Annotated in this window: 21 protein-coding genes; 8 read left to right on the top strand and 13 right to left on the bottom strand. The window is 57.2% G+C overall.

The genetic code is table 11. The features are described 5' to 3' along the window. Window positions 1-381: 381 nt before the first annotated feature. Entirely contained in the window at window positions 382-627 is a 246-nt protein-coding gene (zapB, locus tag EH164_RS21855; protein WP_023479321.1) for a septal ring assembly protein ZapB, read from the top strand. 194 nt (window positions 628-821) lie between these two features. Here the strand turns inward: zapB and rraA are convergent, their stop codons facing one another. The 7 genes from rraA to priA form a co-directional block, all read right to left on the bottom strand. Beyond that, complete coding sequence (gene rraA, locus EH164_RS21850; protein WP_124970962.1) at window positions 822-1,307, bottom strand: ribonuclease E activity regulator RraA; 486 nt, start codon at window positions 1,305-1,307, stop codon at window positions 822-824. A 92-nt stretch (window positions 1,308-1,399) separates the two neighbouring features. Next, the gene (gene menA / locus EH164_RS21845) at window positions 1,400-2,329 is read right to left on the bottom strand and encodes a 1,4-dihydroxy-2-naphthoate polyprenyltransferase (protein ID WP_124970959.1); all 930 of its coding nucleotides are present in this window, start codon (window positions 2,327-2,329) and stop codon (window positions 1,400-1,402) included. 66 nt (window positions 2,330-2,395) lie between these two features. After that, window positions 2,396-3,730 carry an HslU--HslV peptidase ATPase subunit gene (gene hslU, locus EH164_RS21840; RefSeq protein WP_023479328.1) on the bottom strand — a complete coding sequence of 445 codons (1,335 nt, stop codon included), beginning with the start codon at window positions 3,728-3,730 and terminating at the stop codon, window positions 2,396-2,398. Between the two features lie 9 nt (window positions 3,731-3,739). Next, entirely contained in the window at window positions 3,740-4,270 is a 531-nt protein-coding gene (gene hslV / locus EH164_RS21835; RefSeq protein ID WP_023479345.1) for an ATP-dependent protease subunit HslV, read from the bottom strand. Between the two features lie 91 nt (window positions 4,271-4,361). Further along, the gene (gene ftsN / locus EH164_RS21830; RefSeq protein ID WP_124970956.1) at window positions 4,362-5,351 is read right to left on the bottom strand and encodes a cell division protein FtsN; all 990 of its coding nucleotides are present in this window, start codon (window positions 5,349-5,351) and stop codon (window positions 4,362-4,364) included. 95 nt (window positions 5,352-5,446) lie between these two features. Continuing rightward, window positions 5,447-6,472, bottom strand: a complete 1,026-nt coding sequence (cytR, locus tag EH164_RS21825; protein ID WP_023479294.1) for a DNA-binding transcriptional regulator CytR — start codon at window positions 6,470-6,472, stop codon at window positions 5,447-5,449. A 124-nt stretch (window positions 6,473-6,596) separates the two neighbouring features. After that, a complete protein-coding gene (gene priA / locus EH164_RS21820) occupies window positions 6,597-8,789 on the bottom strand; it encodes a primosomal protein N' (protein ID WP_124970952.1) in 2,193 nt (730 codons plus the stop codon). A 207-nt stretch (window positions 8,790-8,996) separates the two neighbouring features. Between priA and rpmE the strand changes: the two genes are divergently transcribed. Further along, window positions 8,997-9,209 carry a 50S ribosomal protein L31 gene (gene rpmE / locus EH164_RS21815; RefSeq protein WP_023479344.1) on the top strand — a complete coding sequence of 71 codons (213 nt, stop codon included), beginning with the start codon at window positions 8,997-8,999 and terminating at the stop codon, window positions 9,207-9,209. Window positions 9,210-9,516: 307 nt separating this feature from the next. Here rpmE and metJ read toward each other — a convergent pair whose 3' ends face one another. Next, window positions 9,517-9,834: a met regulon transcriptional regulator MetJ gene (gene metJ, locus EH164_RS21805; RefSeq protein WP_023479337.1), complete on the bottom strand. Its 318-nt coding sequence runs from the start codon at window positions 9,832-9,834 to the stop codon at window positions 9,517-9,519. A 262-nt stretch (window positions 9,835-10,096) separates the two neighbouring features. Here metJ and metB point away from each other — a divergent pair, with 262 nt between their 5' ends. The 3 genes from metB (at window position 10,097) to metF (ending at window position 14,797) form a co-directional block, all read left to right on the top strand. Next, on the top strand, window positions 10,097-11,257 hold the full coding sequence (gene metB, locus EH164_RS21800) for a cystathionine gamma-synthase (protein ID WP_124970946.1): 1,161 nt from the start codon (window positions 10,097-10,099) through the stop codon (window positions 11,255-11,257). A 2-nt stretch (window positions 11,258-11,259) separates the two neighbouring features. Then, a complete protein-coding gene (locus EH164_RS21795) occupies window positions 11,260-13,692 on the top strand; it encodes a bifunctional aspartate kinase/homoserine dehydrogenase II (protein ID WP_124970943.1) in 2,433 nt (810 codons plus the stop codon). Window positions 13,693-13,897: 205 nt separating this feature from the next. Next, on the top strand, window positions 13,898-14,797 hold the full coding sequence (gene metF / locus EH164_RS21790) for a methylenetetrahydrofolate reductase (protein WP_124970940.1): 900 nt from the start codon (window positions 13,898-13,900) through the stop codon (window positions 14,795-14,797). A 10-nt stretch (window positions 14,798-14,807) separates the two neighbouring features. Here metF and fsa read toward each other — a convergent pair whose 3' ends face one another. The 5 genes from fsa to argE all read right to left on the bottom strand — a co-directional run bounded on the left by fsa (window position 14,808) and on the right by argE (window position 22,627). Continuing rightward, a complete protein-coding gene (gene fsa / locus EH164_RS21785) occupies window positions 14,808-15,470 on the bottom strand; it encodes a fructose-6-phosphate aldolase (RefSeq protein ID WP_124970937.1) in 663 nt (220 codons plus the stop codon). 214 nt (window positions 15,471-15,684) lie between these two features. Further along, entirely contained in the window at window positions 15,685-16,530 is an 846-nt protein-coding gene (locus EH164_RS21780; RefSeq protein WP_124970934.1) for a helix-turn-helix domain-containing protein, read from the bottom strand. An 81-nt stretch (window positions 16,531-16,611) separates the two neighbouring features. Then, complete coding sequence (locus EH164_RS21775) at window positions 16,612-18,345, bottom strand: phosphoethanolamine transferase CptA (protein WP_124970931.1); 1,734 nt, start codon at window positions 18,343-18,345, stop codon at window positions 16,612-16,614. A gap of 225 nt (window positions 18,346-18,570) precedes the next feature. After that, window positions 18,571-21,222 (bottom strand): phosphoenolpyruvate carboxylase, encoded by a 2,652-nt coding sequence (gene ppc, locus EH164_RS21770; protein ID WP_124970928.1) that lies wholly within the window; start codon window positions 21,220-21,222, stop codon window positions 18,571-18,573. Between the two features lie 253 nt (window positions 21,223-21,475). Continuing rightward, window positions 21,476-22,627 carry an acetylornithine deacetylase gene (gene argE, locus EH164_RS21765; RefSeq protein ID WP_023479340.1) on the bottom strand — a complete coding sequence of 384 codons (1,152 nt, stop codon included), beginning with the start codon at window positions 22,625-22,627 and terminating at the stop codon, window positions 21,476-21,478. 170 nt (window positions 22,628-22,797) lie between these two features. Between argE and argC the strand changes: the two genes are divergently transcribed. The 3 genes from argC to argH all read left to right on the top strand — a co-directional run bounded on the left by argC (window position 22,798) and on the right by argH (window position 26,041). Next, window positions 22,798-23,802 carry an N-acetyl-gamma-glutamyl-phosphate reductase gene (gene argC / locus EH164_RS21760; RefSeq protein ID WP_124970925.1) on the top strand — a complete coding sequence of 335 codons (1,005 nt, stop codon included), beginning with the start codon at window positions 22,798-22,800 and terminating at the stop codon, window positions 23,800-23,802. A 13-nt stretch (window positions 23,803-23,815) separates the two neighbouring features. Further along, entirely contained in the window at window positions 23,816-24,592 is a 777-nt protein-coding gene (argB, locus tag EH164_RS21755) for an acetylglutamate kinase (RefSeq protein ID WP_124970922.1), read from the top strand. Window positions 24,593-24,667: 75 nt separating this feature from the next. Then, complete coding sequence (gene argH / locus EH164_RS21750) at window positions 24,668-26,041, top strand: argininosuccinate lyase (protein WP_124970919.1); 1,374 nt, start codon at window positions 24,668-24,670, stop codon at window positions 26,039-26,041. The last annotated feature ends 49 nt before the right edge of the window (window positions 26,042-26,090 follow it).

Here is a 26,090-nt window from a genome sequence, read left to right as displayed (position 1 = left end):
ATCGAAATCGAAATGTGTGTACTGCGTCAATAAAATGAGCGTTTACGAGCGGTGTCGCGCGTTTTTGCACCAATACGAAATGAGAGCTGAATCATTTTTGTAACCCGGGCATTAACAATTACGGGGTAGCGAAGCGGATTGCACCAGGATGAGGACGAAAAGTGTTGCAAAGCGCAAACAGCGCCGCTCCACGCTGGACAGGGGCTGGCGCGATTCATACAATCGGTAACAAGCGAAATCCGCTCATTGTATTAAGGCGTCGCCGCTCTGCGGGACGAGGACGCTTAAAGACACACATAATTTAGCGGGCAGAGGGGTAACCTATTTGTCTGGCGAATAATGAGGTGTAAGTCCATCAACGCCTTGCCACTCAGGAGAAGTATGACTATGTCATTAGAAGTGTTTGAGAAACTGGAAGCAAAAGTACAGCAGGCGATTGATACCATCACCCTGCTGCAGATGGAAATCGAAGAACTGAAAGAGAAGAACAACAGCCTGTCGCAGGATGTTCACTCTGCACACCAGAGCCGTGAAGAGCTGGAGCGCGAAAACCAACAGCTGCGCGAGCAGCAGCACGGCTGGCAGGAGCGTCTGCAGGCGCTGCTGGGCCGCATGGAAGAAGTGTAATTACGCTTTATCTTTCGTGCCGTAGCGGCGTTGGCTGCGCGCGCTCACCCCGGTCACATAGTTATCTATGCTCCCGGGGATTCACTTGCTTGCCGCCTTGCCACAACACGAAATCTTTCGCGTATTAAGCAAAATAGTTAAGCGCCATTGCATTCGGCAGCGACAAAAAAGGGCACCTTCAGGTGCCCTTTCGTTTATTCGATATCGAGAGGATCTTCGGCGAGAATAATGCCGGTGTTATCGGCATAAAGATGGTCACCGGAGAAGAAGGTCACGCCGCCGAAGTTGACGCGAATATCGCTTTCGCCAATGCCTTCGCCCGCTGCACCAACCGGGATCGCGGCCATCGCCTGGATGCCGATATCCAGCTCTTCCAGATCGTCCACCTGGCGCACCGCGCCGTAGACCACCACCCCTTCCCACTCGTTTTGCGCCGCCAGACGCGCGAGATCGGCGTCGACTAACGCCCGGCGAACAGAACCGCCGCCGTCGACGACCAGCACGCGACCACGGCCATTCTGTTCGAGCAGATCGTAAAGCAACCCGTTATCCTCGAAACATTTCACCGTGATGATTTGCCCGCCGAAAGAGGAGCGACCGCCAAAGTTGGAGAACAGCGGTTCGACGACGTTGACCTCTTCCTGGTAGATGTCACAAAGCTCAGAAGTATCGTATTTCATAGGATTTACGTTCAGTTGCTGCGAGAGCCGTAAGTATATCGCGCATCGCGCGCTGTTGGCAAAAGCATCAATTTTTAATTGTTTGTTGGCACTCAGGCGAGCGTCTTGCTCAAAATAATCCCTATTACAAACAGGAGATTAGTCAGCAGCGCGCCTTTCACGGTGCGTTCGAGCATCGGCGGCATCGCGCGCGGATCGCGCTCGCGCAGCACATAACGCGCCTGTTTAAACAGCAGCGGCGCGGCAAGTAAAAACAGCCAGCCCCAGAGACTGTGGAGCGAAATCAGGTTGAAGAGCGCAAAGCAGAGCAGCGCGCCCGCCAGCAAACCGGCATGATAACGGCGGGCATTCACCGGGCCTAAGCGCACCACCAGCGTATGCTTGCCGTTCTCGCGATCGCTATCGATATCGCGCAGGTTATTGATGTTCAGCACCGCCGTCGCCAGCAAACCGCAGGCGGTTGCGGGCAGGAAGATCGCCGGAATCAGCGTATGCGCCTGCAAATACCAGCTTCCCATCACGCTTATCCAGCCAAAGAAGGTGAGCACCGAAATATCGCCCAGCCCCTGATAACCATACGGCCGCTTGCCGACGGTGTAAGTGATGGCGGCGACAATCGACAACCCGCCAAGCGCAAGGAAGCCGATAAAATCGGCCATCGTCTGGGTCGCTGCGCTCACCAGCCCGAGCCCGGAAATGCAGCTCAGCACAATGACGATAAGCAGCGCGCGCTTCATCTGCCCAAGGGAGATGGCCCCTTTTTGCATCCCGCGCAGGGGACCAATGCGATCCGGCTTATCGCTGCCTTTGATGGCATCGCCGTAATCATTCGCGAGGTTAGAGAGAATTTGCAGCAAACCGGCGGTGATCAGCGCCAGCGCCGCGACCAGCGGATCGAAGTAGCCCTGCCACCAGGCAAGCACGGTTCCCACCACGATAGCGGCAAAGGCCAGCGGCAACGTTTTCGGTCGCAGGCTTTCCAGCCATGCCTGGGTAAGGCTAAGAGAGTGCGTATCGTTCATAAGTCCGGCCAATAAAAATGGGGGCATAAGCCCCCATCGAGTGTGATGAAAAGAGTCTGGCCGCGATTATAAGATAAAACGGCTCAGATCTTCATCCGCCACTAAAGCATCAAGGTGTTTACTCACATAGTCTGCATCAATGGTAATGGTTTCGCCGCCCAGATCGCTGGCGTCATAGGAGATATCCTCCATCAAACGCTCCAGCACGGTATGCAAACGGCGTGCGCCGATGTTTTCGGTGCTTTCGTTCACCTGCCATGCGGCCTGCGCGATACGCTTAATACCGTCGTCGGTAAATTCGATATTCACCCCTTCGGTGGCCATCAGCGCTTTGTACTGCACGGTCACAGAGGCGTTTGGCTCGGTGAGGATGCGCTCAAAGTCTTCTGCGGTCAGCGCCTGCAATTCAACGCGGATTGGCAGACGACCCTGCAATTCCGGGATCAGATCGGACGGGCTGGCAACCTGGAACGCGCCGGACGCGATAAACAGGATATGGTCAGTTTTCACCATCCCGTGTTTGGTCGACACGGTGCAACCCTCAACCAGCGGTAGCAGGTCGCGCTGTACGCCTTCGCGGGAGACGTCCGGGCCGGAGGTGTTACCGCCGCGCTTACAGATTTTGTCGATCTCATCGATAAAGACGATACCGTGCTGCTCAACGGCTTCGATCGCTTCCTCTTTCAGCTCTTCCGGGTTAACCAGCTTCGCCGCTTCCTCTTCGATCAGCAGCTTCATCGCGTCTTTGATTTTCAGCTTACGCGGCTTCTGCTTCTGCCCGCCGAGGTTCTGGAACATCGACTGCAACTGGTTGGTCATCTCTTCCATGCCCGGAGGGGCCATGATTTCGACGCCCATTGGCGCAGCGGCGAGATCGATCTCAATCTCTTTGTCATCCAGCTGGCCTTCGCGCAGTTTTTTACGGAAGGATTGGCGCGCCGCAGAAGGCTCCGCCGCCTGTTCCGGCTGGCCCCAGTTGTTTTTCGCCGGCGGGATCAGCACATCGAGGATGCGCTCTTCCGCCATCTCTTCGGCGCGGTAGCGGTTTCTGTCAATTGACTGGCTGCGCACCATTTTCACGGCGGCATCGGTCAGATCGCGGATAATCGAATCCACTTCTTTCCCGACATAGCCCACTTCGGTGAACTTGGTCGCTTCCACTTTGATAAACGGCGCATTGGCGAGCTTCGCCAGACGACGGGCGATTTCGGTTTTACCAACGCCGGTCGGGCCGATCATCAGAATATTTTTCGGGGTCACTTCGTGACGCAGCTCTTCATCGAGCTGCATACGGCGCCAGCGGTTACGCAGAGCAATCGCCACAGAGCGCTTTGCCGCGTCCTGGCCGATGATGTGTTTATTCAGTTCGCTGACGATTTCGCGTGGGGTCATTTCAGACATGGGAGATCCTTACGCTTGAGCGGGTAATTCTTCGATGGTATGGAAGTGGTTGGTGTAGATGCAGATATCGCCTGCGATCCCCAACGCCTTCTCAGCAATGTCGCGCGCGCCAAGCTCGGTGTTCTCCAGCAGTGCGCGGGCAGCGGCCTGGGCGTATGGTCCGCCGGAGCCAATGGCAATCAGGTCATTTTCCGGCTGAATCACATCGCCGTTACCGGTGATGATCAGCGACGCGGTTTCGTCGGCGACCGCTAACAGCGCTTCCAGCTTGCGCAGCATACGATCGGTACGCCAGTCTTTTGCCAGCTCGACGGCGGCTTTCACCAGATGACCCTGGTGCATTTCCAGTTTGCGTTCAAAAAGCTCAAACAGCGTGAAGGCATCCGCTGTGCCGCCCGCAAAGCCTGCAATGACTTTGTCGTTATAGAGACGGCGAACTTTTTTAACGTTGCCCTTCATCACGGTGTTACCCAGTGTGGCCTGGCCATCACCGGCGATAACGACATGGCCGTTACGGCGTACGCTTACGATTGTTGTCACGAGCAGACCCCTTGGTTACAAAAGCACATACAGCGCCCCGCACAGCGTACGGGGCAGAATGCATTTATAGATGGGGGGGATTTTGGGGGTTTCAACCCCCGGCGGAAAGTCGAATGCAGTTTGCGTGACCGGCCAGTTTCAGCTTGCCAAGGGTGGCTTCAGCGCTCTCTTTGCCTTTCAGCGGGCCCATCACAACGCGATTCCAGCCATTATTGCTGGTGATACGCGAGTCAAAGCCCTCAAACGCCAGCTGCGCGCGGACGGTTTCCGCCTGCTCCTGGCCTTTGAACGAGCCGCACTGGATCAGCCAGCGACGCTCATCTTTTTTCTCTGTCGGCTGCGCCTTCGCCGTTTCCGCTTCGCGCGTTACCGGCGCGGCCTGCTGCGTTTTTGGCTGCGCGGCGTTGCTGTGCGGCGGCGTTTGCAGCAGATCCTGATAAGGCTGTGAATTGGTAGCCGGTTTCTGCTGCGCTTGCTGGGTCTGGCGCGGCGGCGTGGCAACGCGCGCAGGCTGTTGTTCCACCGTGCGCGGCTGCGTACGCGGTTGCTGAACCGGCTGGCTTTGCGTCCACTGTGACTGCTGCTGTTGTTGCTGCATCTGCTGAACCTGGCGCTGACGCTGCAACGTTTGCTGGCGCTGCTCCGGCGTCTGCTCGTTCCACGGCACCTCATTGAGCTGCGTCGGCGTCTGGCGCATATCTGCCTGCATCTGGGCTAACAGCTGGCGCTGCTCATCGGTTAACTGCTCCGGTTTTTGCACTTCGCCCCCGGCCGTCGGCTCGGTCGGCGCGCGTACGCCAGGCTGGCGGCTCTCCAGCTCTTTAATATAGCGCCAGCGCTCTTCCGGCTTCGGCGGCAGGCCGTTACCGGTCACTTTCTGGTTCTGCAGGGATTCTGACTCTTCTTTCTTATGATGCGTAATAAAGTACAAACCACCGATAAAGGCGACCAGCACGGCGGCCGCTATCGCGACCATTGCTGGCGAGACCGCAGGCGCGCTGCGCTGCTTTTTCTTTGAGGTGCTCTTCTTTCGCCGCGCAGGAGTCGACTGGCTGCGGCGTACATAATCTCGTTGTGCCACTATCGTTTCGCTGTATTCATATTCGTTTAACAGCCCGCCATGTTACTTAAGCGACGGGGTTTTGACCAGAAGAGGGCGTCCGAAAGCCCCCGGCTTTACGTTAGCGCTCGCGTTGAGCCACGCAGGATTAATTCACAATCTAATAGTCGCGAGCCGCTGCTCACCGTGTGGCCCTGCAACTGCTCCAGCAGAAGCAGCATCGCTTCGCGCCCAATGTCGTAGCGCGGCTGCGCAACGGTGGTGAGCGGCGGGTCGCAATACTCCGCCAGCGAGATGTTATCAAAGCCGATAATCGACAGATCCTCCGGCACCTTCAGACCCCGGCGTTTCGCCTGCGACAGCGCACCAAGCGCCATCACATCGCTGTGGCAGAAGAGAGCCGTCGGCGGTTTCGGCAGGTTGAGAAGCTGTTCCAGTGCCTGCGCCCCGGCTTCGAAGGTGAAATCACCGCGCGTAATATACTCCTTATCCACCGTCGCACCCGCGCGGCGCAGCGCCTGCACGTAACCCTGTAAACGGTAATGGCAGAGCGGCATCTCTTCCGGGCCGGCGATACAGCCAATCAGCTGATGCCCCTGCTCTTGCAGATAAGTGACGGCGTTGAAGGCCGCGGTCAGGTTGTCGATGTGCACCGTCGGCAGCTCCAGCTCCGGCGCGAACTCATTGGCCATCACCATCGGCGGTAAATTGCGCTGCTCTTCAATACTGGCGTCAAACGGCAGACGTGAACCGAGCAGCAGCATGCCATCAATTTGCTTGGTGATAATCAGATCGATAAAGGTCTTTTCCTGCTGATTTTGATGGGCGCAGTCGCCAATCAGCACCAGGTAGCCATGCTCCGCAGCGGTCACTTCGATGCCGCGGATAATCTCACTGAAGAAGGGATCGCAGATATCCGGCACAATCACCAGCAGGGTACGGGACTCATTGCGCTTTACGTTGCGGCCCATCGACTGCGGCAGGTAGCCCACTTCCATGGCGGCCTGCTCAACGCGGTTGCGGGTCGCCTGTGACACTTTTTCCGGGTTCATTAATGCACGAGATACGGTTGCCGTAGAAACCTTTGCTTTCATGGCAACATCTTTCATGGTTGCTGCCGCAACCTGATTTTTCGGTTTCACCTTGTTCTCCTCGCATGCACGGCGCAGGCGTAGCCACATTTTTATCAGATAGTTAAGCGCATCGGTTACAGAAATTTCACAAAAAATGTGACAAGCATTCTATTTTACGCGCTGGCTCGCAGCATTAGCTTTCGATCGGATCGACATCCAGCACCCATTTTACGCGTCGGGCATCGGGCAGGGTGTTAATCAGCGCCAGCGCGCCATGCACAATGTGTTGCAGGCGAATGCGGGAGGGGTGTTGCAGCAGGATTTGCCAGCGGTAGCGCCCGGCGCGCTTGGCCGCCAGCGCCGGAACCGGGCCGAGGATCCAGAGTTGGTTATCTGCCAGCGGGCTCGCCTGCAGCAGGTTTTTCAGCTGTTGCAGGAAGAGCGGGGCGTGTTGGTTGTTCTGATCTTCCGCGCGGATCAGCACATGGCTGGTCCACGGCGGCAGTTGCAGCGTCTGGCGCTCGGCCAGCGCCTGCTCGGCAAAGGTGTCGTAGCCTTTATGCAGCAGCGTTTGCAGCAGCGGATGCTCCGGGTGGTGCGTTTGCAGCACCACTTCGCCCTGTTTGCCTGCGCGTCCGGCGCGGCCGGAAACCTGGGTATAGAGCTGAGCAAAGCGCTCTGCGGCGCGGAAGTCGGCGGAAAAGAGCGCGCCGTCAACATCGAGCAATGCTACCAGCGTGACATCCGGAAAGTGGTGTCCTTTGGCGAGCATCTGGGTGCCGATCAAAATGCGCGCGCCGCCGCGGTGTACTTCAGCAAGATGTTGCTCCAGTGCGCCCTTGCGGCTGGTGGTATCGCGGTCGATGCGCGAAATCGGCACGCCGGGAAACAGCGGATCCAGCGCCTGCTCCAGCTGTTCGGTACCAAGCCCAACCGGCAGCAGGTGGGTTGAGCCGCACGACGGACACTGGCGCGGCACCGGGCGCTGGCTGTCGCAGTGGTGGCAACGCAGATGCTGCTGCGCCTGGTGGAAGGTGTAGTAGTGATCGCAGCGCGCGCACTCGGCGATCCAGCCGCAATCATGGCAGAGCAGCGCCGGGGCGAAGCCGCGCCGGTTAAGGAAAAGGATCGCCTGGTTGCCCGCTTGCAGATGCTGACGCAGGCGGTTGATTAATGCCGGGGCAAGGCCCGCCTGCAGCGGCTGGGCTTTCATATCCAGCACGTGCTGCATCGCCGGACGTGCGTTGCCTGCGCGGCGGGTTAAACGCAGAATGTGGTACTTCCGCGCCCGCACGTTGTGCAGCGTCTCCAGCGCCGGCGTCGCCGAACCGAGGATTATCGGTATCTGCTCGCTGTGCGCACGGTAAACAGCCAGATCGCGCGCATGGTAACGCCACCCCTCCTGCTGTTTATAGGAGCTGTCGTGCTCCTCATCAATAACGATGACGCCAAGATTCTTAAAAGGAGTGAAGAGCGAGGAGCGCGTGCCGATGACAATCGCCGCTTCACCGCTCTTTGCTTTCTGCCAGGTGGTCAGGCGTTCACTGTCGTTAAGGCCAGAGTGCAGCACTTCAACGGGGGCATTAAACCGCTCGCGAAAACGGGCGATGGTCTGCGGCGTCAGGCCAATTTCCGGCACCATCACCAGCGCCTGTTTGCCCTGTTCGAGCACATTTTCCAGCACGCTCAGATAGACTTCCGTTTTGCCGGAGCCGGTGACGCCCGCCAGCAGCCAGGCGGAGAAACGATCCGCCGCGCTGTGGATTGCGCCGACGGCGGTGGCCTGTTCGGTGTTGAGCCGCAGACGATCGCCGCTGACGGAAAAGGTGCTGCGCCAGTCCGTAAACGTCGGCGCTTCGCTGTTCATCTCCACCAGCCCTTTTGCGCGCAGTGCTTGCAGAGTGACGCTTTTCAGATCTAACGCCGCTAACTGATGCTGCCACACTTTGCCTTTGCGCAGCGCCGATAACGCCTGCTGCTGTTTTGGCGACTTGATGCGGTTGATGTCGGTTGCCTGCCCCTGTTCGGTGGCGAACCAGTAGCCCTGAAACTCGGCGCTGGCCGGTTTGGTCTGGCGCAGCAGAACGGGCAGGGCATTGAATAACACATCGCCAATAGGGTGGTGATAGTAGTCAGCCGCCCAGAGCAGCATCCGCCAGACGGGCGTTGAAAATGCGGGCTCGCTATCGAGCACCTCTTCGATGCTTTTCAGCTCCGCCAGCGGTAACTCGCTTTTGTCGCTGACCGCCACCACAATCCCGACGCGGGTCTGATTACCGAACGGCACGCGCACGCGAAAACCAGCGCTGGCGGGGGTTCCCTCCGGCAGCAGGTAATCGAAAGTGCGGGGCAGCGGTACAGAGAGCGCAACGTGGGCGACGGGCATTTCATCATCCTGACTTGAAAAGTGGCGGGTTAGTATACACATTGTTAAGACGGTCGAGCGGATCAGTTTGCATACGCTGGTTAATTTCTGTATGATTCGCCGCCTTTGATGCTCATTGCGGCGTCAAAGATTCACTTACATATCAACTCGCGTGGTGTCTGGCGTTAGGGCTGGAAGAGCGACGCGGCCTTAAACTGAGGTTTCCCCATGAAAAAAGGTATTCACCCGAATTACGTAGCGATTACTGCAACCTGTTCTTGCGGTAACGTGATCGAAACCCACTCTACTCTGGGTCACGATCTGAACCTGGACGTGTGTGGTAAATGCCACCCGTTCTTCACCGGTAAGCAGCGTGATGTTGCAACTGGTGGCCGTGTTGACCGTTTCAACAAACGCTTCAGCATCCCGGGCAGCAAGTAAGTTGCCAAAGAAAAAAGCGCCGAAAGGCGCTTTTTTTGTCTCTGCGGTTTGCCTCAGGGGCGTTATTTTTGTGATGAGCTTCACAAAAATATTGCTCTGGTCAAAAAACAGGCATATTCTGTCGCCATACATCTCCTCACACTATTTGAGCGTAAAAGGATCATTTGTATGCTGACAGCAATGAAAAACGTATTTATGTCTTACCTGCTCTCACTGGCAGAAGTGCATCCGGAAGTGACGCGTTTCTGATAAGCAGGTGCGATAAGTTAAAAAGGGCGGAATATAATTTCCGCCCTTTTTATTGCAATCAGTATTCCCACGTATCCGGGTCGATGCCCATTTCACGCATAATCACTTTCGCCTCTTCCGGGATCTCATCGCTGCGCTCCTTGCGCAGGTCTTCATCATTCGGCAAAGGCTGGCCGGTGAACGCATGTAAAAACGCCTCGCACAGCAGTTCGCTGTTGGTGGCGTGGCGCAGGTTATTCACCTGACGACGGGTACGTTCATCGGTGAGGATTTTTAACACCTTAAGAGGAATGGACACCGTAATTTTTTTTACTTGCTCACTCTTCTTGCCGTGCTCAGCGTATGGGCTGATATATTCGCCGCTCCATTCAGCCATGAGATACCTTTAATCCTCTCAGTCATTGATCTATACCCGGTCGCGCCGGGCCGTAATTGCGCGTAGTTTACCGTAGAGTCATCGGGGTGACACCGTGTATCGCTCTGCAATATCGTACGAAAGCATATAATTTTAACGGCTATTATGCGATTGCTCAATCTATACGCAAAGAAGTTTAGATGTCCAGATGTATTGACGTCTATTATTCCAGTGTTTACTCTGTGACCTGACTTTTCATCCATTAAGCCAGGAAGCCTTCACCATGACGCGTAAACAGGCCACCATCGCAGTGCGTAGCGGATTGAACGATGACGAGCAGTACGGTTGCGTTGTCCCCCCGATTCACCTCTCCAGTACCTATAACTTCACCGGTTTTAACGAACCCCGCGCCCATGACTACTCGCGTCGCGGTAATCCTACGCGTGATGTGGTGCAGCGCGCGCTGGCGGAGCTGGAGGGCGGTGCAGGCGCGGTGATGACCAATACCGGCATGTCGGCGATTCACCTGGTGACCACGGTGTTCCTCAAGCCTGGCGATCTGCTGGTGGCGCCGCACGACTGTTACGGCGGCAGCTATCGTCTGTTTGATAGCCTGGCGAAGCGCGGCTGCTACCGCGTGAAGTTTGTCGATCAGGGCGATGAGCAGGCGCTAAAAGCGGCGCTGGCGGAAAAACCGAAGCTGGTGCTGGTAGAAACTCCAAGTAACCCATTGTTGCGCGTCGTAGATATTGCGAAAATCTGTGGGCTTGCGCGGGAAGCGGGAGCGGTAAGCGTGGTGGATAACACCTTCCTGAGCCCGGCGTTGCAAAACCCGCTGGCGCTGGGAGCGGATCTGGTGCTGCACTCCTGTACCAAATACCTCAACGGTCACTCCGATGTGGTGGCCGGCGTGGTGATTGCGAAAGATGAAGAGACCGTCACCGAACTGGCATGGTGGGCGAATAATATTGGCGTCACCGGCAGCGCTTTCGACAGCTATTTGCTGCTGCGCGGGCTGCGCACCCTGTCGCCGCGTATGGAAGTGGCGCAGCGTAACGCGCAGGCGATTGTCGACTTTTTGCAGACTCAGCCGCTGGTGAAAAAGCTGTACCATCCCTCTCTGCCTGATAACCAGGGCCATGAGATTGCGGCGCGTCAGCAAAAGGGCTTTGGCGCGATGTTGAGTTTTGAACTGGATGGCGATGAGCAGACGCTGCGTCGTTTCCTGAGCGGATTGTCGCTGTTTACACTGGCGGAATCGTTAGGCGGGGTTGAGAGTTTAATCTCCCACGCCGCGACCATGACCCACGCGGGCATGGCGCCGGAAGCACGCGCCGCCGCCGGGATCGGTGAGACGCTGCTGCGCATCTCAACCGGTATTGAAGATAGTGAAGATTTGATTGCCGATCTGGAAAATGGCTTCCGGATCGCCGCTGAGGGGTAAACATGAGTGTGATTGCGCAGGCAGGGACGAAGGCTCGTCAACTGCACAAATTTGGTGGCAGTAGTCTGGCGGATGTGAAGTGTTATCTGCGCGTAGCAGGGATCATGGCGGAGTACTCGCAACCGGGCGACATGATGGTGGTTTCGGCCGCCGGCAGCACCACCAACCAGCTGATCAGCTGGCTTAAACTGAGCCAGACCGATCGCCTCTCTGCGCATCAGGTGCAGCAATCGCTGCGCCGCTATCAGCTCGAATTAATTAACGGCCTGTTACCTGCCGATGTAGCCGATGGCCTGACCAGCGCCTTTATTCACGATCTGGAGCACCTCGCCGCGCTGCTCGACAGCGGCATCACCGATGCCGTTTATGCCGAAGTGGTGGGTCACGGTGAAATCTGGTCCGCGCGCTTAATGGCGGCGGTGCTGAATCAGCAGGAACTTGATGCTACGTGGCTTGATGCCCGCGACTTCCTGCGCGCCGAGCGCAGCGCGCAGCCGCAGGTTAATGAAGGCGCCTCTTACCCTTTACTCCAGCAGCAGCTGGCGCAGCATCCGGGTAAACGAATTGTGGTGACCGGCTTTATCAGCCGTAACGACGCGGGCGAAACCGTGCTGCTTGGTCGTAACGGTTCCGACTACTCGGCAACGCAGATCGGTGCGCTGGGCGATGTTTCGCGCGTGACCATCTGGAGCGACGTCGCCGGGGTCTACAGCGCCGATCCGCGCAAAGTCAAAGATGCCTGTCTGCTGCCGCTGTTGCGTCTGGATGAAGCAAGCGAGCTGGCGCGCCTGGCTGCGCCGGTGCTCCATGCCCGCACGTTACAGCCGGTTTCCGGCAGCAATATCGATCTGCAACTCCGTTGCAGCTACAACCCCGAGCAGGGGTCAACGCGCATTGAGCGCGTGCTCGCTTCCGGCACCGGAGCGCGCATTGTTACCAGCCATGACGATGTCTGCCTGATTGAGTTCCTCGTGCCGTCAGGGCAGGACTTTAAGCTGGCGCACAGAGAGATCGACATTATTCTCAAGCGCGCGCAGGTGCGCCCGCTGGCGGTCGGTGTTCACGCTGACCGCAATCTGCTGCAACTCTGCTACACCTCCGAAGTGGTCGACAGCGTCTTTAAACTGCTTGATGAAGCGGGTCTGCCGGGCGAGCTGCGTTTGCGCCAGGGTCTGGCGCTGGTGGCGATGGTCGGTGCGGGCGTATGCCGAAACCCGCTGCACAGCCACCGTTTCTGGCAGCAGTTAAAAGGGCAGCCGGTCGAGTTTATCTGGCAATCGGACGAAGGGATCAGCCTGGTGGCCGTGCTCCGCGTCGGCCCGACCGAGAGCCTGATCCAGGGCCTGCACCAGTCGCTGTTCCGCGCGGAAAAACGCATTGGCCTGGTGCTGTTCGGTAAAGGCAATATCGGCTCGCGCTGGCTGGAGCTCTTCTCCCGCGAGCAGAGCGCGCTTTCGGCGCGCACCGGGTTTGAGTTTGTGCTGGCAGGCGTGGTTGATAGCCGCCGCAGCCTGTTGAGCTACGACGGGCTGGATGCCAGCCGCGCGCTTGCTTTCTTCAATGATGAAGCAGTAGAGCAGGATGAGGAGTCGTTGTTCCTGTGGATGCGCGCCCATCCGTATGATGATTTAGTGGTGCTGGATGTCACCGCCAGCGAGCAGCTTGCGGAGCAGTATCTCGATTTCGCCAGCCACGGTTTCCATGTGATCAGCGCTAACAAGCTGGCGGGCGCGAGCAAAAGCGATCGCTTTCGCCAGATCCATGACGCCTTTGAAAAAACCGGCCGCCACTGGCTCTATAACGCCACCGTCGGCGCGGGTCTGCCGGTTAACCACACCGTGCGCGATCTGCGCGACAGCGGCGATTCGATTCTGGCGATCAGCGGTATCTTCTCCGGTACGCTCTCCTGGCTGTTCCTGCAATTTGATGGCAGCGTGCCCTTCACCGAGCTGGTGGATCAGGCGTGGCAGCAGGGGCTGACCGAGCCGGATCCGCGCGTCGATCTCTCCGGTAAAGATGTAATGCGCAAGCTGGTGATCCTTGCCCGCGAAGCGGGGTATGACATTGAGCCGGATCAGGTGCGCGTCGAGTCGCTGGTGCCGCCGGGCTGCGAAGCAGAATCCGTCGATCACTTCTTTGAGAATGGCGAGGCGTTAAATGAGCAGATGCTCCAGCGTCTTGAAGCCGCCCGCGAGCTGGGGCTGGTGCTGCGTTACGTCGCCCGTTTCGATGCCAATGGCAAAGCGCGCGTTGGCGTTGAAGCGGTGCGCCCGGAGCATCCGCTGGCCGCGCTGCTGCCGTGCGATAACGTCTTTGCTATTGAGAGCCGCTGGTATCGCGATAACCCGATGGTGATCCGCGGGCCGGGCGCAGGGCGTGATGTCACCGCGGGCGCTATTCAGTCCGATATTAACCGCCTCGCGCAGTTGCTGTAGCCCTCGCTGTAACTCCTCTCCCGCACCGGGAGGGGAGTATTTCCCGCCTCATGAATCTTTTTCATCTTCGCTGAAAACTCCTCACGCACAATCGAGATATTTCTGTTGACGCTTTGTACGATTTCCGTCATTTTTACATCTGGACGTCTAAACGTATAGAAGTTCACTCACCCTGAATAATGACTTGTGATTGATGAGGTAAGGTATGAGCTTTTTTCACGCCAATCAGCGGGAAGCCCTGAATCAGAGCCTGGCGGAAGTTCACGGCCAGATTAACGTCTCCTTTGAGTTTTTCCCGCCGCGCACCAGTGAAATGGAACAGACCTTATGGAGCTCCATCGATCGCTTAAGCAGCCTGAAGCCGAAATTCGTTTCGGTCACCTACGGCGCGAACTCCGGCGAACGCGACCGCACGCACAGCATTATTAAAGGGATTAAAGATCGCACCGGGCTGGAAGCGGTGCCGCATCTGACCTGCATCGACGCCACCCGCGATGAGCTGCGCACTATCGCGCAGGATTACTGGAACAACGGCATTCGCCATATCGTTGCTCTGCGCGGCGATTTACCGCCGGGCGGCGGAAAGCCTGAAATGTATGCCACCGATCTGGTGAGCCTGTTAAAAGAGGTGGCGGATTTTGATATCTCCGTTGCGGCTTACCCGGAAGTGCACCCGGAAGCGAAAAGCGCGCAGGCCGACTTGCTCAACCTGAAGCGTAAAGTCGATGCGGGCGCCAGCCGTGCCATCACACAGTTTTTCTTCGATGTTGAGAGCTACCTGCGCTTTCGCGATCGCTGCGCCTCAACCGGTATCGACGTCGAGATCATCCCCGGCATTCTGCCGGTCTCCAACTTTAAGCAGGCGAAAAAGTTCGCCGACATGACCAACGTGCGTATCCCGGCGTGGATGTCGCAAATGTTCGCCGGGCTGGATGACGATGCGGAAACCCGCAAGCTGGTCGGCGCGAATATCGCGATGGATATGGTGAAGATCCTCAGCCGCGAAGGGGTTAAAGATTTCCACTTCTATACCCTGAACCGCGCCGAAATGAGCTATGCCATTTGCCACACCCTCGGCGTGCGCCCGGCCTGTAATGCCGTCTAGTTTGGCGGCATTACAGGCTCAGGCTGCCAAAAGCGCCTTGCCAGTCCTGTTCAAACTTCTCGACGGCGGATTCAACGGCGGGCGTATTGAGCATCTGTTTCGCCACATCGACCGGCAGGGTAATCGCCTCGCACCCGGCCAGCAGACAGTCGAGCGCCTGGCGCGGAGTTTTAAAGCTCGCCGCCAGCACCTTGCTCTCCGGCGCATGGAGGTTCAGCAGGGTTTGCAGCTCCTGCACCATGCGCACACCATCACCGCCCTGGGCATCGACGCGGTTAACATAGGGCGCGACATATTTGGCTCCGGCCAGCGCCGCCAGTAAGCCCTGCGCCGCGCTATAGACCGCCGTGCCGAGCGTAACGATCCCCTCTTTTTTCAACTGCTTAATCGCCGCCAGCCCTTCGCCCGTCACCGGGATTTTAACCACGATACCCGGCAGCGCGTGATGAAGCCTTTTCGCCTCGCTTACCATGCCCTCTGCATCGCGGCTCATCACCTGGGCAAAGAGCGTCCCGTTCGCACCTATTGCCTGTTGCAGGCGCGGCAAAACCTCCCAGATCGGGGTTTTACCAGCGGCAATAATGCTCGGATTGGTGGTAACGCCAGCCAGCGGATAGATGCGCGCAAGGCGCTCCACTTCCGCGATATCGGCCGTATCCAGATAGAGTTCCATCCTGCTTCCTCATCAATATGATCTGGCGAAAGCATACGGTCTGCGGGGCGACGGCGGCTATATAACATTTCTGCCAAACACTGGACAAATGTACGCATGCGGATGAAGTGCGACAGCGCTCACAAAATGCAGTTCAGCCTGATGCAAAGCGGCTTCAGGCGCGGAGCGTAGAGCAGGAGCGGGTAGAAAAGCGTACAAAAATCCAGTGCAGGAGTTATTTGTTTCGTAGCTGGCTGTGGTAGTGCTGGCGATACTCCGAGGGTGAGCGCTCGGTATTTTTACGGAACAGACGGCAGAAGTAGTTGCTGTCGACAAACCCGCAACTGTGCGCCACCTCTTTGATTTTCAGGTCGTAGCCTTTAAGCAGCGTTTTCGCATGTTCCAGCCGGGTATGGGTGAGATATTCACTAAAGCCGACCGCGCCGGTTTTCTGGAACAAATGGGAGAGGTAGTTGGGCGAAATGTAGAACGCCTGCGCGACCGACTCGCGGGTGAGCGGCATGGCGTAATGTTCGTCGATATAGTCACGAATGGCTTCAAACAGCGCCTGGCTACGCGATGCGGTGTGGATCTGGCTACCGAGCAGATCGTGGCAGTGGCTCAGCAGGCTGGTGACAATCAACCGCGCCGTGTGCTGCTCATCCGGCTGCATCTGCATTTCATGCAGCGTTTGCAGCAGAAAGGAGCCTACGCGTGGGCCGCGCCGGGCTACGTGCTGTCGGGCCAGCGTCTGTAGTGCTGCGCCATCCCACTGCGTAAGGCTAAAGCAGAGTTGCTGTTTGCCAAACAGCACGCTTAAGCTCCTGGCCGGGGCCAGCCAGCGCGGGCAGTTCCAGCCGCCAGCGGGAACGTAAAGCACATCATGCTGCATCATTAATGCCGTTTCGCCGACGATCGCCGCATCGGTCAGCGCCCCTTCAAGCACAATTTCAAGGCGCGGGAAATCGACCTGGCAGGCAAGCGCAGGCGCGGTTGCATTCACCGCCGCAAAGCGAATCTGCCCAACCGTTGTCGGGCCGTGGATCAGTCGGGAGAGGAGAGACGCAATATCGTGGCTCATGATGTTCCTGCGACAAAAAAACAGGCTCACCATAGCGCCAGGCTAAAAAAAAAGCCATCCCGATGGGATGGCTTTACACGCTTACTGGTTGGCGGGGAGATCGCCGTACGGCAGCGCGTCGTAATCTCGTAACGCGTTTTTCTTATACGGGTTACCGATCCAGCGCGTCGCTTCAACGAACTGCGGGCTGACTACCGAGCGCGTGGCGTCATAGCCGTCGTAGCGCAGGCCTGCTAAATCAGACCAGGTGTGGATCAGCTGTGAGCTGCTGTATTTGCGGTTGAGATCGGCGGAGAAATCCCGCGGATGCGCCGCTTGCCACTTATCCGAAGTCCAGAGGATAAACGGAATGGTGTACATATGCCGCGTCGGCTCCGCTTCGTTGCGCCCCTGAATGTTGTGCGGCGGCGTGTCATACACCTCTTCGCCATGATCGGAGAAGTAGAGCAGGAAGCCGTTCGGGTCGGTCGCCTTGTAATCATTAATCAGCGAGGAGACAACATGATCGTTAAAGCGGTTAGCATCGTCATAGTTGTTGTAAGTCTCGGATTGATCGGCATCCAGCCCCGGCGGTTGATGGTCGTGCTTATCCGTAAACTTGCCCCAGCCCTGCGGGTAGCGGAAGTCGTAGCGAATATGCGTGCCGAGCAGGTGCACAATGATGAACTTCTTCGGCGCAGGATCGGCGAGCACGGTTTTAAACGGCTTCAGCACGTTGGTGTCATATTCGCGGGCGCTCTGCGTACGCTGCTGGTTCATATAGAACTGCACATCCGTCTGTTTTGAAAAGACGGTCAGCATGGTGTTGCGCTCGGTCATCGTCTGCTGGTTAGTGATCCAGAAGGTTTTGTACCCGGCCTGCTTCATCATGTTCATCAGCGAGGGCTGCGTCAGATAGAGATCGGGATGCTGCTCATCGGCGAACGTCAGCGCCTGTTGCAGGATCTCGATGGTGTAGGGGCGCGAAGTCACTACGTTAGTAAAGAGGCTCATGCGCGGGTCGCTTTTATGCAGCGCATCCAGCTCCGGCGTGGTTTCGCGCGGATAGCCATACAGGCTCATGCGGCCACGCTGCGTCGATTCACCAATCACCAGCACCAGCGTGCGCGGTGCATCGCCCGACTCATCTTTCAGATTTGCCAGCGGCGGCAGGGCGTGGTTGCTGTCGAGCAGTCTGTTCAGGCTGCTCAACTGGTTACGATACTGCACATAGCCCATCACCAGCTGCCACGGCGCGGCAGGCTCCAGCTTGGAGGCTAATCCTGAGGAAGCCTTAGCAAGATCCTGCTTATATTTCAGCATGTTTATTGCAATCGGATTGAGGATCAGCCCATACAGCAGGGCGAAAGAGACAACCCAGCGCCACGGGTTAGGAATGTAAACCGGACGCAGGCGAGTCCAGAGGAAGATCGCACCCGCGGTGTAGGCCAGCGCAATCAGCACCAGCTTCAGGCTGAAGTATTGACCTAAAAACTCGCTCGCTTCATGGGTGTTGGTTTCGAACATCACAAACAACACGCTCTGCGAGAACTCCTGCCCATAGATGACGTAGTAGGAAAGCATCGACAGCGAGGTGGCCCACAGCACCACGCCAATGGCTGCGGCAATGGCGCGCGTATAGCGTGGTAAGAGGAAGACCGGGATTAACCACAGTGAGCTAAACAGAATGGAGTCGCGAAAACCATTGGTGCCGCTGTATCCGCTAACCAGGATAGCGACCTGCAGAACCGTGGAGAAATACCAAAAATAGAGCAGAGCCCATCCAAGGGCTTTCACACTAAACGGTTGTTTAGCGTGAGTTTGTGTGGAGCGCATACGAAGTGCCTGTGCGAATAAATAGCGCTAAAACATAGCGGCTAAAGCTTAAGCAAACCTGAATCTCATCATTCAGGCGGATAAGTTGTAGAGAAACTCATCAAAGCGTGAGAATTTCGCGAGGAATATAAGGAATGTGAAGGATATATGACAACCATAATTTGCAGCATTTTTACCCAAAAGATAAAAATGCTGCAATCGGTTAACAAAAGCGGGGCGAGAGAATTAGCCGGTGTTACGCATCCCGGCGGCGACGCCAGCGATAGTCACCATCAGCGCTTGCTCGACGCGGCTATCAGGCTCTTTTTGCTGCTCTTCTGCCAGACGCGAGCGTTGTAGCAGCTCGGCTTGCAGGACGTTGAGCGGGTCGGTGTAGATATTGCGTAACTGGATAGATTCAGCAATCCACGGCAGATCGGCCATCAGATGCGAATCGTTGGCGATATCCAGCACCACTTTAATGTCGGCCGCCAGCAGCTTACGCAGCTCTTTGCCCAGCGGCCACAGCTCTGGTTTCACCAGGCGCTGATCGTAATACTCCGCAAGCCACAGATCCGCTTTCGAGAAGACCATCTCCAGCATGCCAAGGCGCGTAGAGAAGAATGGCCAGTCGCGGCACATTGCCTCCAGCTCGCTCTGTTTGCCATCTTCCACCACTTTTTGCAGCGCTGCGCCCGCGCCGAGCCAGGCCGGCAGCATCAGGCGGTTCTGCGTCCAGGCGAAGATCCACGGAATCGCGCGCAGCGACTCGACGCCGCCGGTTGGGCGACGTTTAGCCGGACGCGAACCCAGCGGCAGCTTGCCCAGCTCCTGCTCCGGCGTTGCCGAGCGGAAGTAGGGCACAAAGTCTTTGTTTTCGCGCACATAACCACGGTACATCTCGCAGGAGATGGCCGACAGCTCATCCATAATGTGACGCCATTCGGTTTTTGGCTCCGGCGGCGGCAGCAGGTTGGCTTCCATAATTGCGCTGGTATAGAGGGAGAGGCTGCTGATGGTCACTTCCGGCAGACCATATTTAAAGCGGATCATCTCGCCTTGTTCGGTGACGCGCAGGCCGCCTTTCAGGCTGCCAGGCGGTTGTGAGAGCAGAGCCGCGTGCGCCGGTGCGCCGCCGCGGCCGATAGATCCACCGCGACCGTGGAACAGCGTCAGTTCAATGCCCGCTTTCTCACAGGTTTTGATCAATGCGTCCTGAGCCTGGTACTGCGCCCAGCTTGCGGCCATCACGCCCGCATCTTTCGCGGAGTCAGAGTAGCCAATCATCACCATCTGTTTGCCCTGAATAAAGCCGCGATACCAGTCGATATTGAGCAGCTGACTCATCACGTCATTGGCGTTGTTCAGGTCGTCGAGGGTTTCAAACAGCGGCGCAACCGGCAGCGCAAAGCCAATACCGGCCTCTTTCAACAGTAGATGCACGGCCAGCACGTCGGAGGGCGTTTTCGCCATTGAGATCACATAGGCGGCAATCGATCCGCGCGGCGCTTCGGCGATCACCCGGCAGGTGTCGAGCACTTCACGCGTCTCTTCGCTTGGCTCCCACTGGCGCGGCAGCAGCGGACGTTTGGAGTTGAGTTCGCGGATCAGGAAGGCCTGTTTATCGGCTTCTGACCAGCTTTCGTAATCGCCGATGCCGAGATAACGGGTCAGTTCGCCCAGCGCTTCGGTGTGGCGGGTGCTCTCCTGGCGAATATCGATACGCACTAAAGGCACGCCGAAACTCTTCACGCGGCGCAGAGTATCAAGCAGTTCGCCGTTGGCGATAATGCCCATGCCGCAGGCTTGCAGGGATTTATAACAGGCGTAGAGCGGCTCCCACAGCTGCTCGTTTTGCGTCAGCAGCCCGGCAGGCTTCGGCAGCTTCTGCCCTTTCAGGCGCGCTTCCAGCCAGCTCTGCGTCGCGATCAGATCGCTGCGCAGTTTTTTCATCAGGTAACGATACGGCTCGCGGGCACCTTCGGCACCGGCCAGCTCGCGCAGCTCATCGGTACACTCAACCATCGACAGCTCGGAAATCAGCAGCTGGATATCTTTCAGGAAGAGATCGGTCGCTTTCCAGCGGCTAAGCAGCAGAACGTGGCGGGTGATATCGGCGGTGACGTTCGGGTTGCCGTCGCGGTCGCCGCCCATCCAGGAGGTAAAGCGCACCGGGACAAAATCGACCGGCAGCTTGTAATTGAGGTTCTCTTCCAGCTGTTCGTTCAGCTCGCGCAGGTAGTTCGGCACCCCTTCCCACAGGCTGTTTTCCACCACCGCAAAGCCCCACTTCGCTTCATCTACCGGGCTTGGGCGGTTGCGGCGGATCTCATCCGTGTGCCAGGACTGGGCGATCAGCTGGCGCAGACGGCGCATCAGCTGGTGGCGCTCATAATCAGCGATATCACTGTTATCGAGCTGTTTTAAACAGGCGTTCACTTCCACCATCTTGTGGATCAGGGTGCGACGCGTAATCTCCGTCGGGTGGGCGGTCAGTACCAGCTCCAGCGAGAGGGATTCAATCGCATTGATAATGGTGGATTCGTTGAGATGAGGTTGGTCTTTCAGCTTTCTGATGGTGCGGGCAATCACTTCCGGGTTGCTGGCCGCTTCGCCTTTCGCTGAAATGCTGTGGTACTGCTCGGCGGTGTTCGCCAGATTCAGAAACTGGCTGAATGCGCGGGCCACCGGTAGCAGCTCATCATTCGAGAGATTCTGCAAGGTGGTGAGCAGTGCCTGGCGGTCGGTTTCGTTGCCGGCGCGAGAAGATTTGGACAGCTTACGGATTGTTTCGACGCGGTCGAGAATGTTCTCGCCCAGTGCATCCTTGATGGTATCTCCCAGCAGTTTGCCGAGCATACTGACATTACTACGCAACGCGGAATATTGTTCGTTCATGTTACCCCAGACACCCCATCTCATTTTGTTTTGTTATACCCGCCGTTGAGCAGATATAAGACACCGTCTTTTATAAAGCCACGTAAAACTCACTACGTCAATTGCGGCGAAATCGGTTCAGCAAACGAATAAATCACGGGAATTTATGAAAGTTAACACCCTTCGCTGCAGATAAGTTTCGCTTATGAAATGCACTATTTTGGCGCATAAAAATCCCCTCAGCAGAGGGGAATATTCATCTGTTTTGTCGCGCTTAATGCCAACAGAAATGGTGCACAACCTGGGTAATAAGCTCGCGCGTTGGCTTAATAAAGCGCGTTTCCAGGTATTCATCCGGTTGATGCGCCTGGTTAATGGAACCAGGGCCGAGGACCAGCGTCGGACAGAGCGTCTGGATAAACGGCGCTTCGGTGCAGTAGTTCACCACCTCCGTTTCGACGCCGAGCAGTTTTTCCACCACTTCAACCAGTTGATGATCCGGCGGGCATTCATAACCGGGGATTGGAGGATGGAGTTCAAAAACATTCAGGCGGCCCGGCCAGCGCGAACTGACCGGCTCCAGCGCTTCATTAAGCAGACCGTTGAGATCGTCGAGCGTCATTCCCGGCAGCGGACGAATATCCATATGTAATTCACAGCAGGCGCAGATACGGTTTGCCGCATCACCACCATGAATATGACCCAGGTTAAGCGTTGGGTAGGGAACGGTGAACGCTTCGTAGTGATAACGCTCTTTCAGGTTGTCGCGCAGGGTCAGAATATGGCCGATGGCATCGTGCATCAGCTCAATGGCGTTGACGCCACGCGCCGGATCGCTCGAGTGGCCGGACTGACCAAGAATGCGAATGGCGTTGGAGATGTGGCCTTTATGGGCGCGAACCGGCTGCAGTGAGGTTGGCTCGCCGATAATGGCGCAATCCGGGCGCAGCTGCGTATTCTCAGAGAAGTAGCGCGCGCCCGCCATGCTGGTCTCTTCATCGGCGGTAGCGAGGATGTAGAGCGGCTTGCTCAGTTTTGTCACATCGACGTCACGCAGGGCATCAAGAATAAAGGCGAAGAAGCCTTTCATGTCTGCTGTGCCGAGGCCGTAGAGCTTGTTGTCGTGCTCGGTCAGGGTGAAGGGATCGCGCGTCCAGCGCCCGTCGTCAAACGGTACGGTGTCCGTATGGCCGGTCAGTAACAGACCGCCCGCGCCGCTGCCGACGCTGGCAAGCATATTGAATTTGTTACGTGTGCCGGGTACCGGCTGCACTTCAACAGTGAACCCAAGATCGCCAAACCATCCTGCCAGCAGATTGATTAAAGACGCATTACTCTGATCGAGCGCTTCTTCCGTTGCGCTGATCGACGGAGTGGCAATCAGGGCGCGGTAGATCTCGATAAATGGCGGCAAATTCATTTTCATTGTTGACATACCTGAGTTCGTGATAGTATCAATATTCATGCAGTAAATGTGCATAAAAATACAATAATGTTGAGCGTATGGGAACCCGTAAGGCGACTTTGCTCAGCGACGCGGGAGGGAGAATGCGCCCTTCCAGATCCGAACATGACGTAAGAAGGTAGACCGCACCGATGTTGAACACATTAATTGTGGGTGCCAGCGGTTACGCCGGCGCAGAACTTGTGTCCTATGTAAATCGCCATCCTCATATGAACATAACCGCTTTGACGGTTTCTGCGCAAAGTAATGATGCAGGAAAATGTCTCTCCGATTTACATCCGCAGCTGAAGGGCATTGTCGATCTGCCGCTGCAGCCGATGGCCGATATCAAGGATTTTCTGACCGGTGTGGATGTGGTGTTCCTCGCAACCGCCCATGAAGTGAGCCACGATTTGGTGCCGGATTGCCTGGCGGCTGGCTGCGTGGTGTTCGATCTCTCCGGCGCGTTCCGCGTGAACGATCCCGCGTTTTATGAAACCTTCTATGGCTTTACCCATCAGCATGCCGATCTGCTCGAAAAAGCGGTCTACGGCCTGGCGGAGTGGAACCATGAAAAAATCAAAGAGGCACAGCTGGTTGCCGTGCCGGGTTGCTACCCGACGGCGGCGCAGCTCTCCTTAAAACCGCTGATCGATGCGGGCCTGCTGGATCTCAACCAGTGGCCGGTGATCAACGCCACCAGTGGCGTCAGCGGTGCAGGGCGCAAAGCCGCGCTCTCCAACAGCTTCTGTGAAGTGAGCCTGCAACCGTACGGCATCTTCAACCATCGCCACCATCCGGAAATCGCCACGCACCTTGGTACGGACGTGATCTTCACGCCGCACCTGGCAAGCTTCCCGCGCGGGATCCTGGAAACCATCACCTGCCGCTTAAAACCGGGCGTGACCCATGCGCAAATCGCAGCCGTGTTCAAACAGGCTTACGACGGCAAACCGCTGGTGCGTCTGTATGAAAAAGGCGTCCCGGCGCTGAAAAACGTGGTCGGCCTGCCTTTCTGCGATATCGGCTTTGCCGTGCAGGGCGAGCACCTGATTGTGGTGGCGACGGAAGATAACCTGCTGAAAGGCGCGGCGGCGCAGGCGATGCAGTGTGCCAATATTCGTTTCGGCTATGCTGAAACCCAGTCTCTTATCTAATCGAACAGGCGTGATGATGAATCCATTAATTATTAAGCTCGGTGGCGTACTGCTGGATAGCGAAGAAGCGCTGGAGCGTTTATTTACCGCCCTGGTGCAGTATCGCGAAGCCCATCAGCGCCCGCTGGTGATCGTTCACGGCGGCGGCTGCGTGGTGGATGAGTTAATGAAGCAGCTCAATCTGCCGGTGAAGAAGAAGAATGGCCTGCGCGTAACGCCTGCCGATCAGATTGACATCATTACCGGCGCGCTGGCGGGCACCGCCAACAAAACGCTGCTGGCGTGGGCGAAGAAACATCATATCGCCTCGGTTGGTCTGTTCCTCGGTGATGGCGACAGCGTCAGCGTTACCCAACTGGATGAAGAGCTTGGCCATGTCGGTTTAGCGCAGCCGGGCTCGCCGAAGCTGATTAACACCCTGCTGGAGGGCGGTTTCCTGCCGGTCGTCAGCTCCATCGGCGTGACCGATGAAGGCAAGCTGATGAACGTTAATGCCGATCAGGCGGCAACGGCGCTGGCGGCGACCCTGGGCGCGGATCTGATTCTGCTCTCCGACGTGAGCGGTATTCTTGATGGCAAAGGCCAGCGCATCGCCGAGATGACCGCGGCTAAAGCAGAGCAGCTGATTGCGCAGGGCATTATTACCGATGGCATGATCGTGAAAGTGAATGCGGCGCTGGATGCGGCGCGCACGCTGGGTCGTCCGGTGGATATCGCCTCCTGGCGTCACGCCGAGCAACTGCCGGCACTGTTTAACGGCACGCCGATCGGCACCCGTATTCTGGCTTAATCACAGACACACTTATGTAGGCCGGATAAGCGCAGGCGCCATCCGGCAAAACGTAGAAAAAGAAGGAAGCATATTATGGCACTTTGGGGCGGGCGTTTTACTCAGGCAGCGGATCAACGGTTCAAACAGTTCAACGACTCTTTGCGCTTTGACTACCGCCTGGCGGAGCAGGATATCGTTGGCTCTGTGGCCTGGTCCAAAGCGTTAGTCACCGTTGGCGTGATGACGGAAGCCGAACAGCAGCAGCTGGAAGAGGCGCTGAACACTCTGCTGGAAGAGGTACGCGCCAATCCGGAGCAGATCCTGCAAAGCGATGCGGAAGATATTCATAGCTGGGTGGAAGGCAAGCTGATCGACAAAGTGGGCCAACTGGGCAAGAAATTGCATACCGGCCGCAGCCGTAATGATCAGGTCGCGACGGATTTAAAACTGTGGTGCAAAGAGACTATCAGTGAACTGCTGCTGGCCAACCGCCAGTTGCAGAGCGCGCTGGTGGTGACCGCAGAGAACAATCAGGACGCCGTCATGCCGGGCTATACGCACCTGCAACGCGCCCAGCCGGTCACCTTTGCGCACTGGTCTCTGGCCTACGTTGAGATGCTGGCCCGCGATGAGAGCCGTTTGCAGGATGCGCTGAAGCGTCTGGATGTCAGCCCGCTGGGCTGCGGCGCGCTGGCGGGCACCGCTTATGAGATCGATCGCGAACAGCTGGCGGGCTGGTTAGGTTTTGCGTCGGCTACCCGTAACAGCCTCGACAGCGTCTCCGATCGCGACCACGTGCTTGAACTGCTCTCCGATGCCTCGATTGGTATGGTGCATCTGTCGCGTTTTGCCGAAGATCTGATCTTCTTCAACTCCGGCGAAGCGGGCTTTGTTGAGCTTTCCGATCGCGTCACTTCCGGCTCATCTTTAATGCCGCAGAAGAAAAACCCGGATGCGCTGGAGCTGATCCGCGGCAAATGTGGCCGTGTTCAGGGCGCGCTGACCGGCATGATGATGACGCTGAAAGGGCTGCCGTTGGCCTACAACAAAGATATGCAGGAAGATAAAGAGGGGCTGTTCGACGCGCTCGATACCTGGCTTGACTGCCTGCATATGGCGACGCTGGTACTGGATGGTATTCAGGTGAAACGCCCGCGTTGTCAGGAAGCGGCGCAGCAGGGTTATGCCAATGCGACCGAGTTAGCTGACTACCTGGTCGCTAAAGGCGTGCCGTTCCGTGAAGCACACCATATTGTGGGTGAGGCTGTGGTAGAGGCGATTCGTCAGGGTAAACCGCTGGAGGAGCTGGCGCTTGCCGACCTGCAACAGTTCAGTGCGGTGATTGGTGACGATGTTTACCCAATCCTTGCCCTGCAATCGTGCCTGGATAAACGCGCGGCGAAAGGGGGCGTTTCCCCGACGCAGGTTGCGCGGGCGATTGCTGAAGCGAAAGCGCGCCTGGTGTGAGATAAGCGTGGAAACAGAGTGAGCCTGGCGTAACGCCGGGCTTTTTTAT

This window comes from Kosakonia sp. CCTCC M2018092, assembly GCF_003864115.1.
In the GTDB taxonomy this organism is placed as follows: Bacteria; Pseudomonadota; Gammaproteobacteria; order Enterobacterales; family Enterobacteriaceae; genus Kosakonia; species Kosakonia cowanii.
The sequence above is the reverse complement of the archived record's forward strand: the minus strand, read 5'-3'. Positions and strand labels throughout refer to the sequence as shown.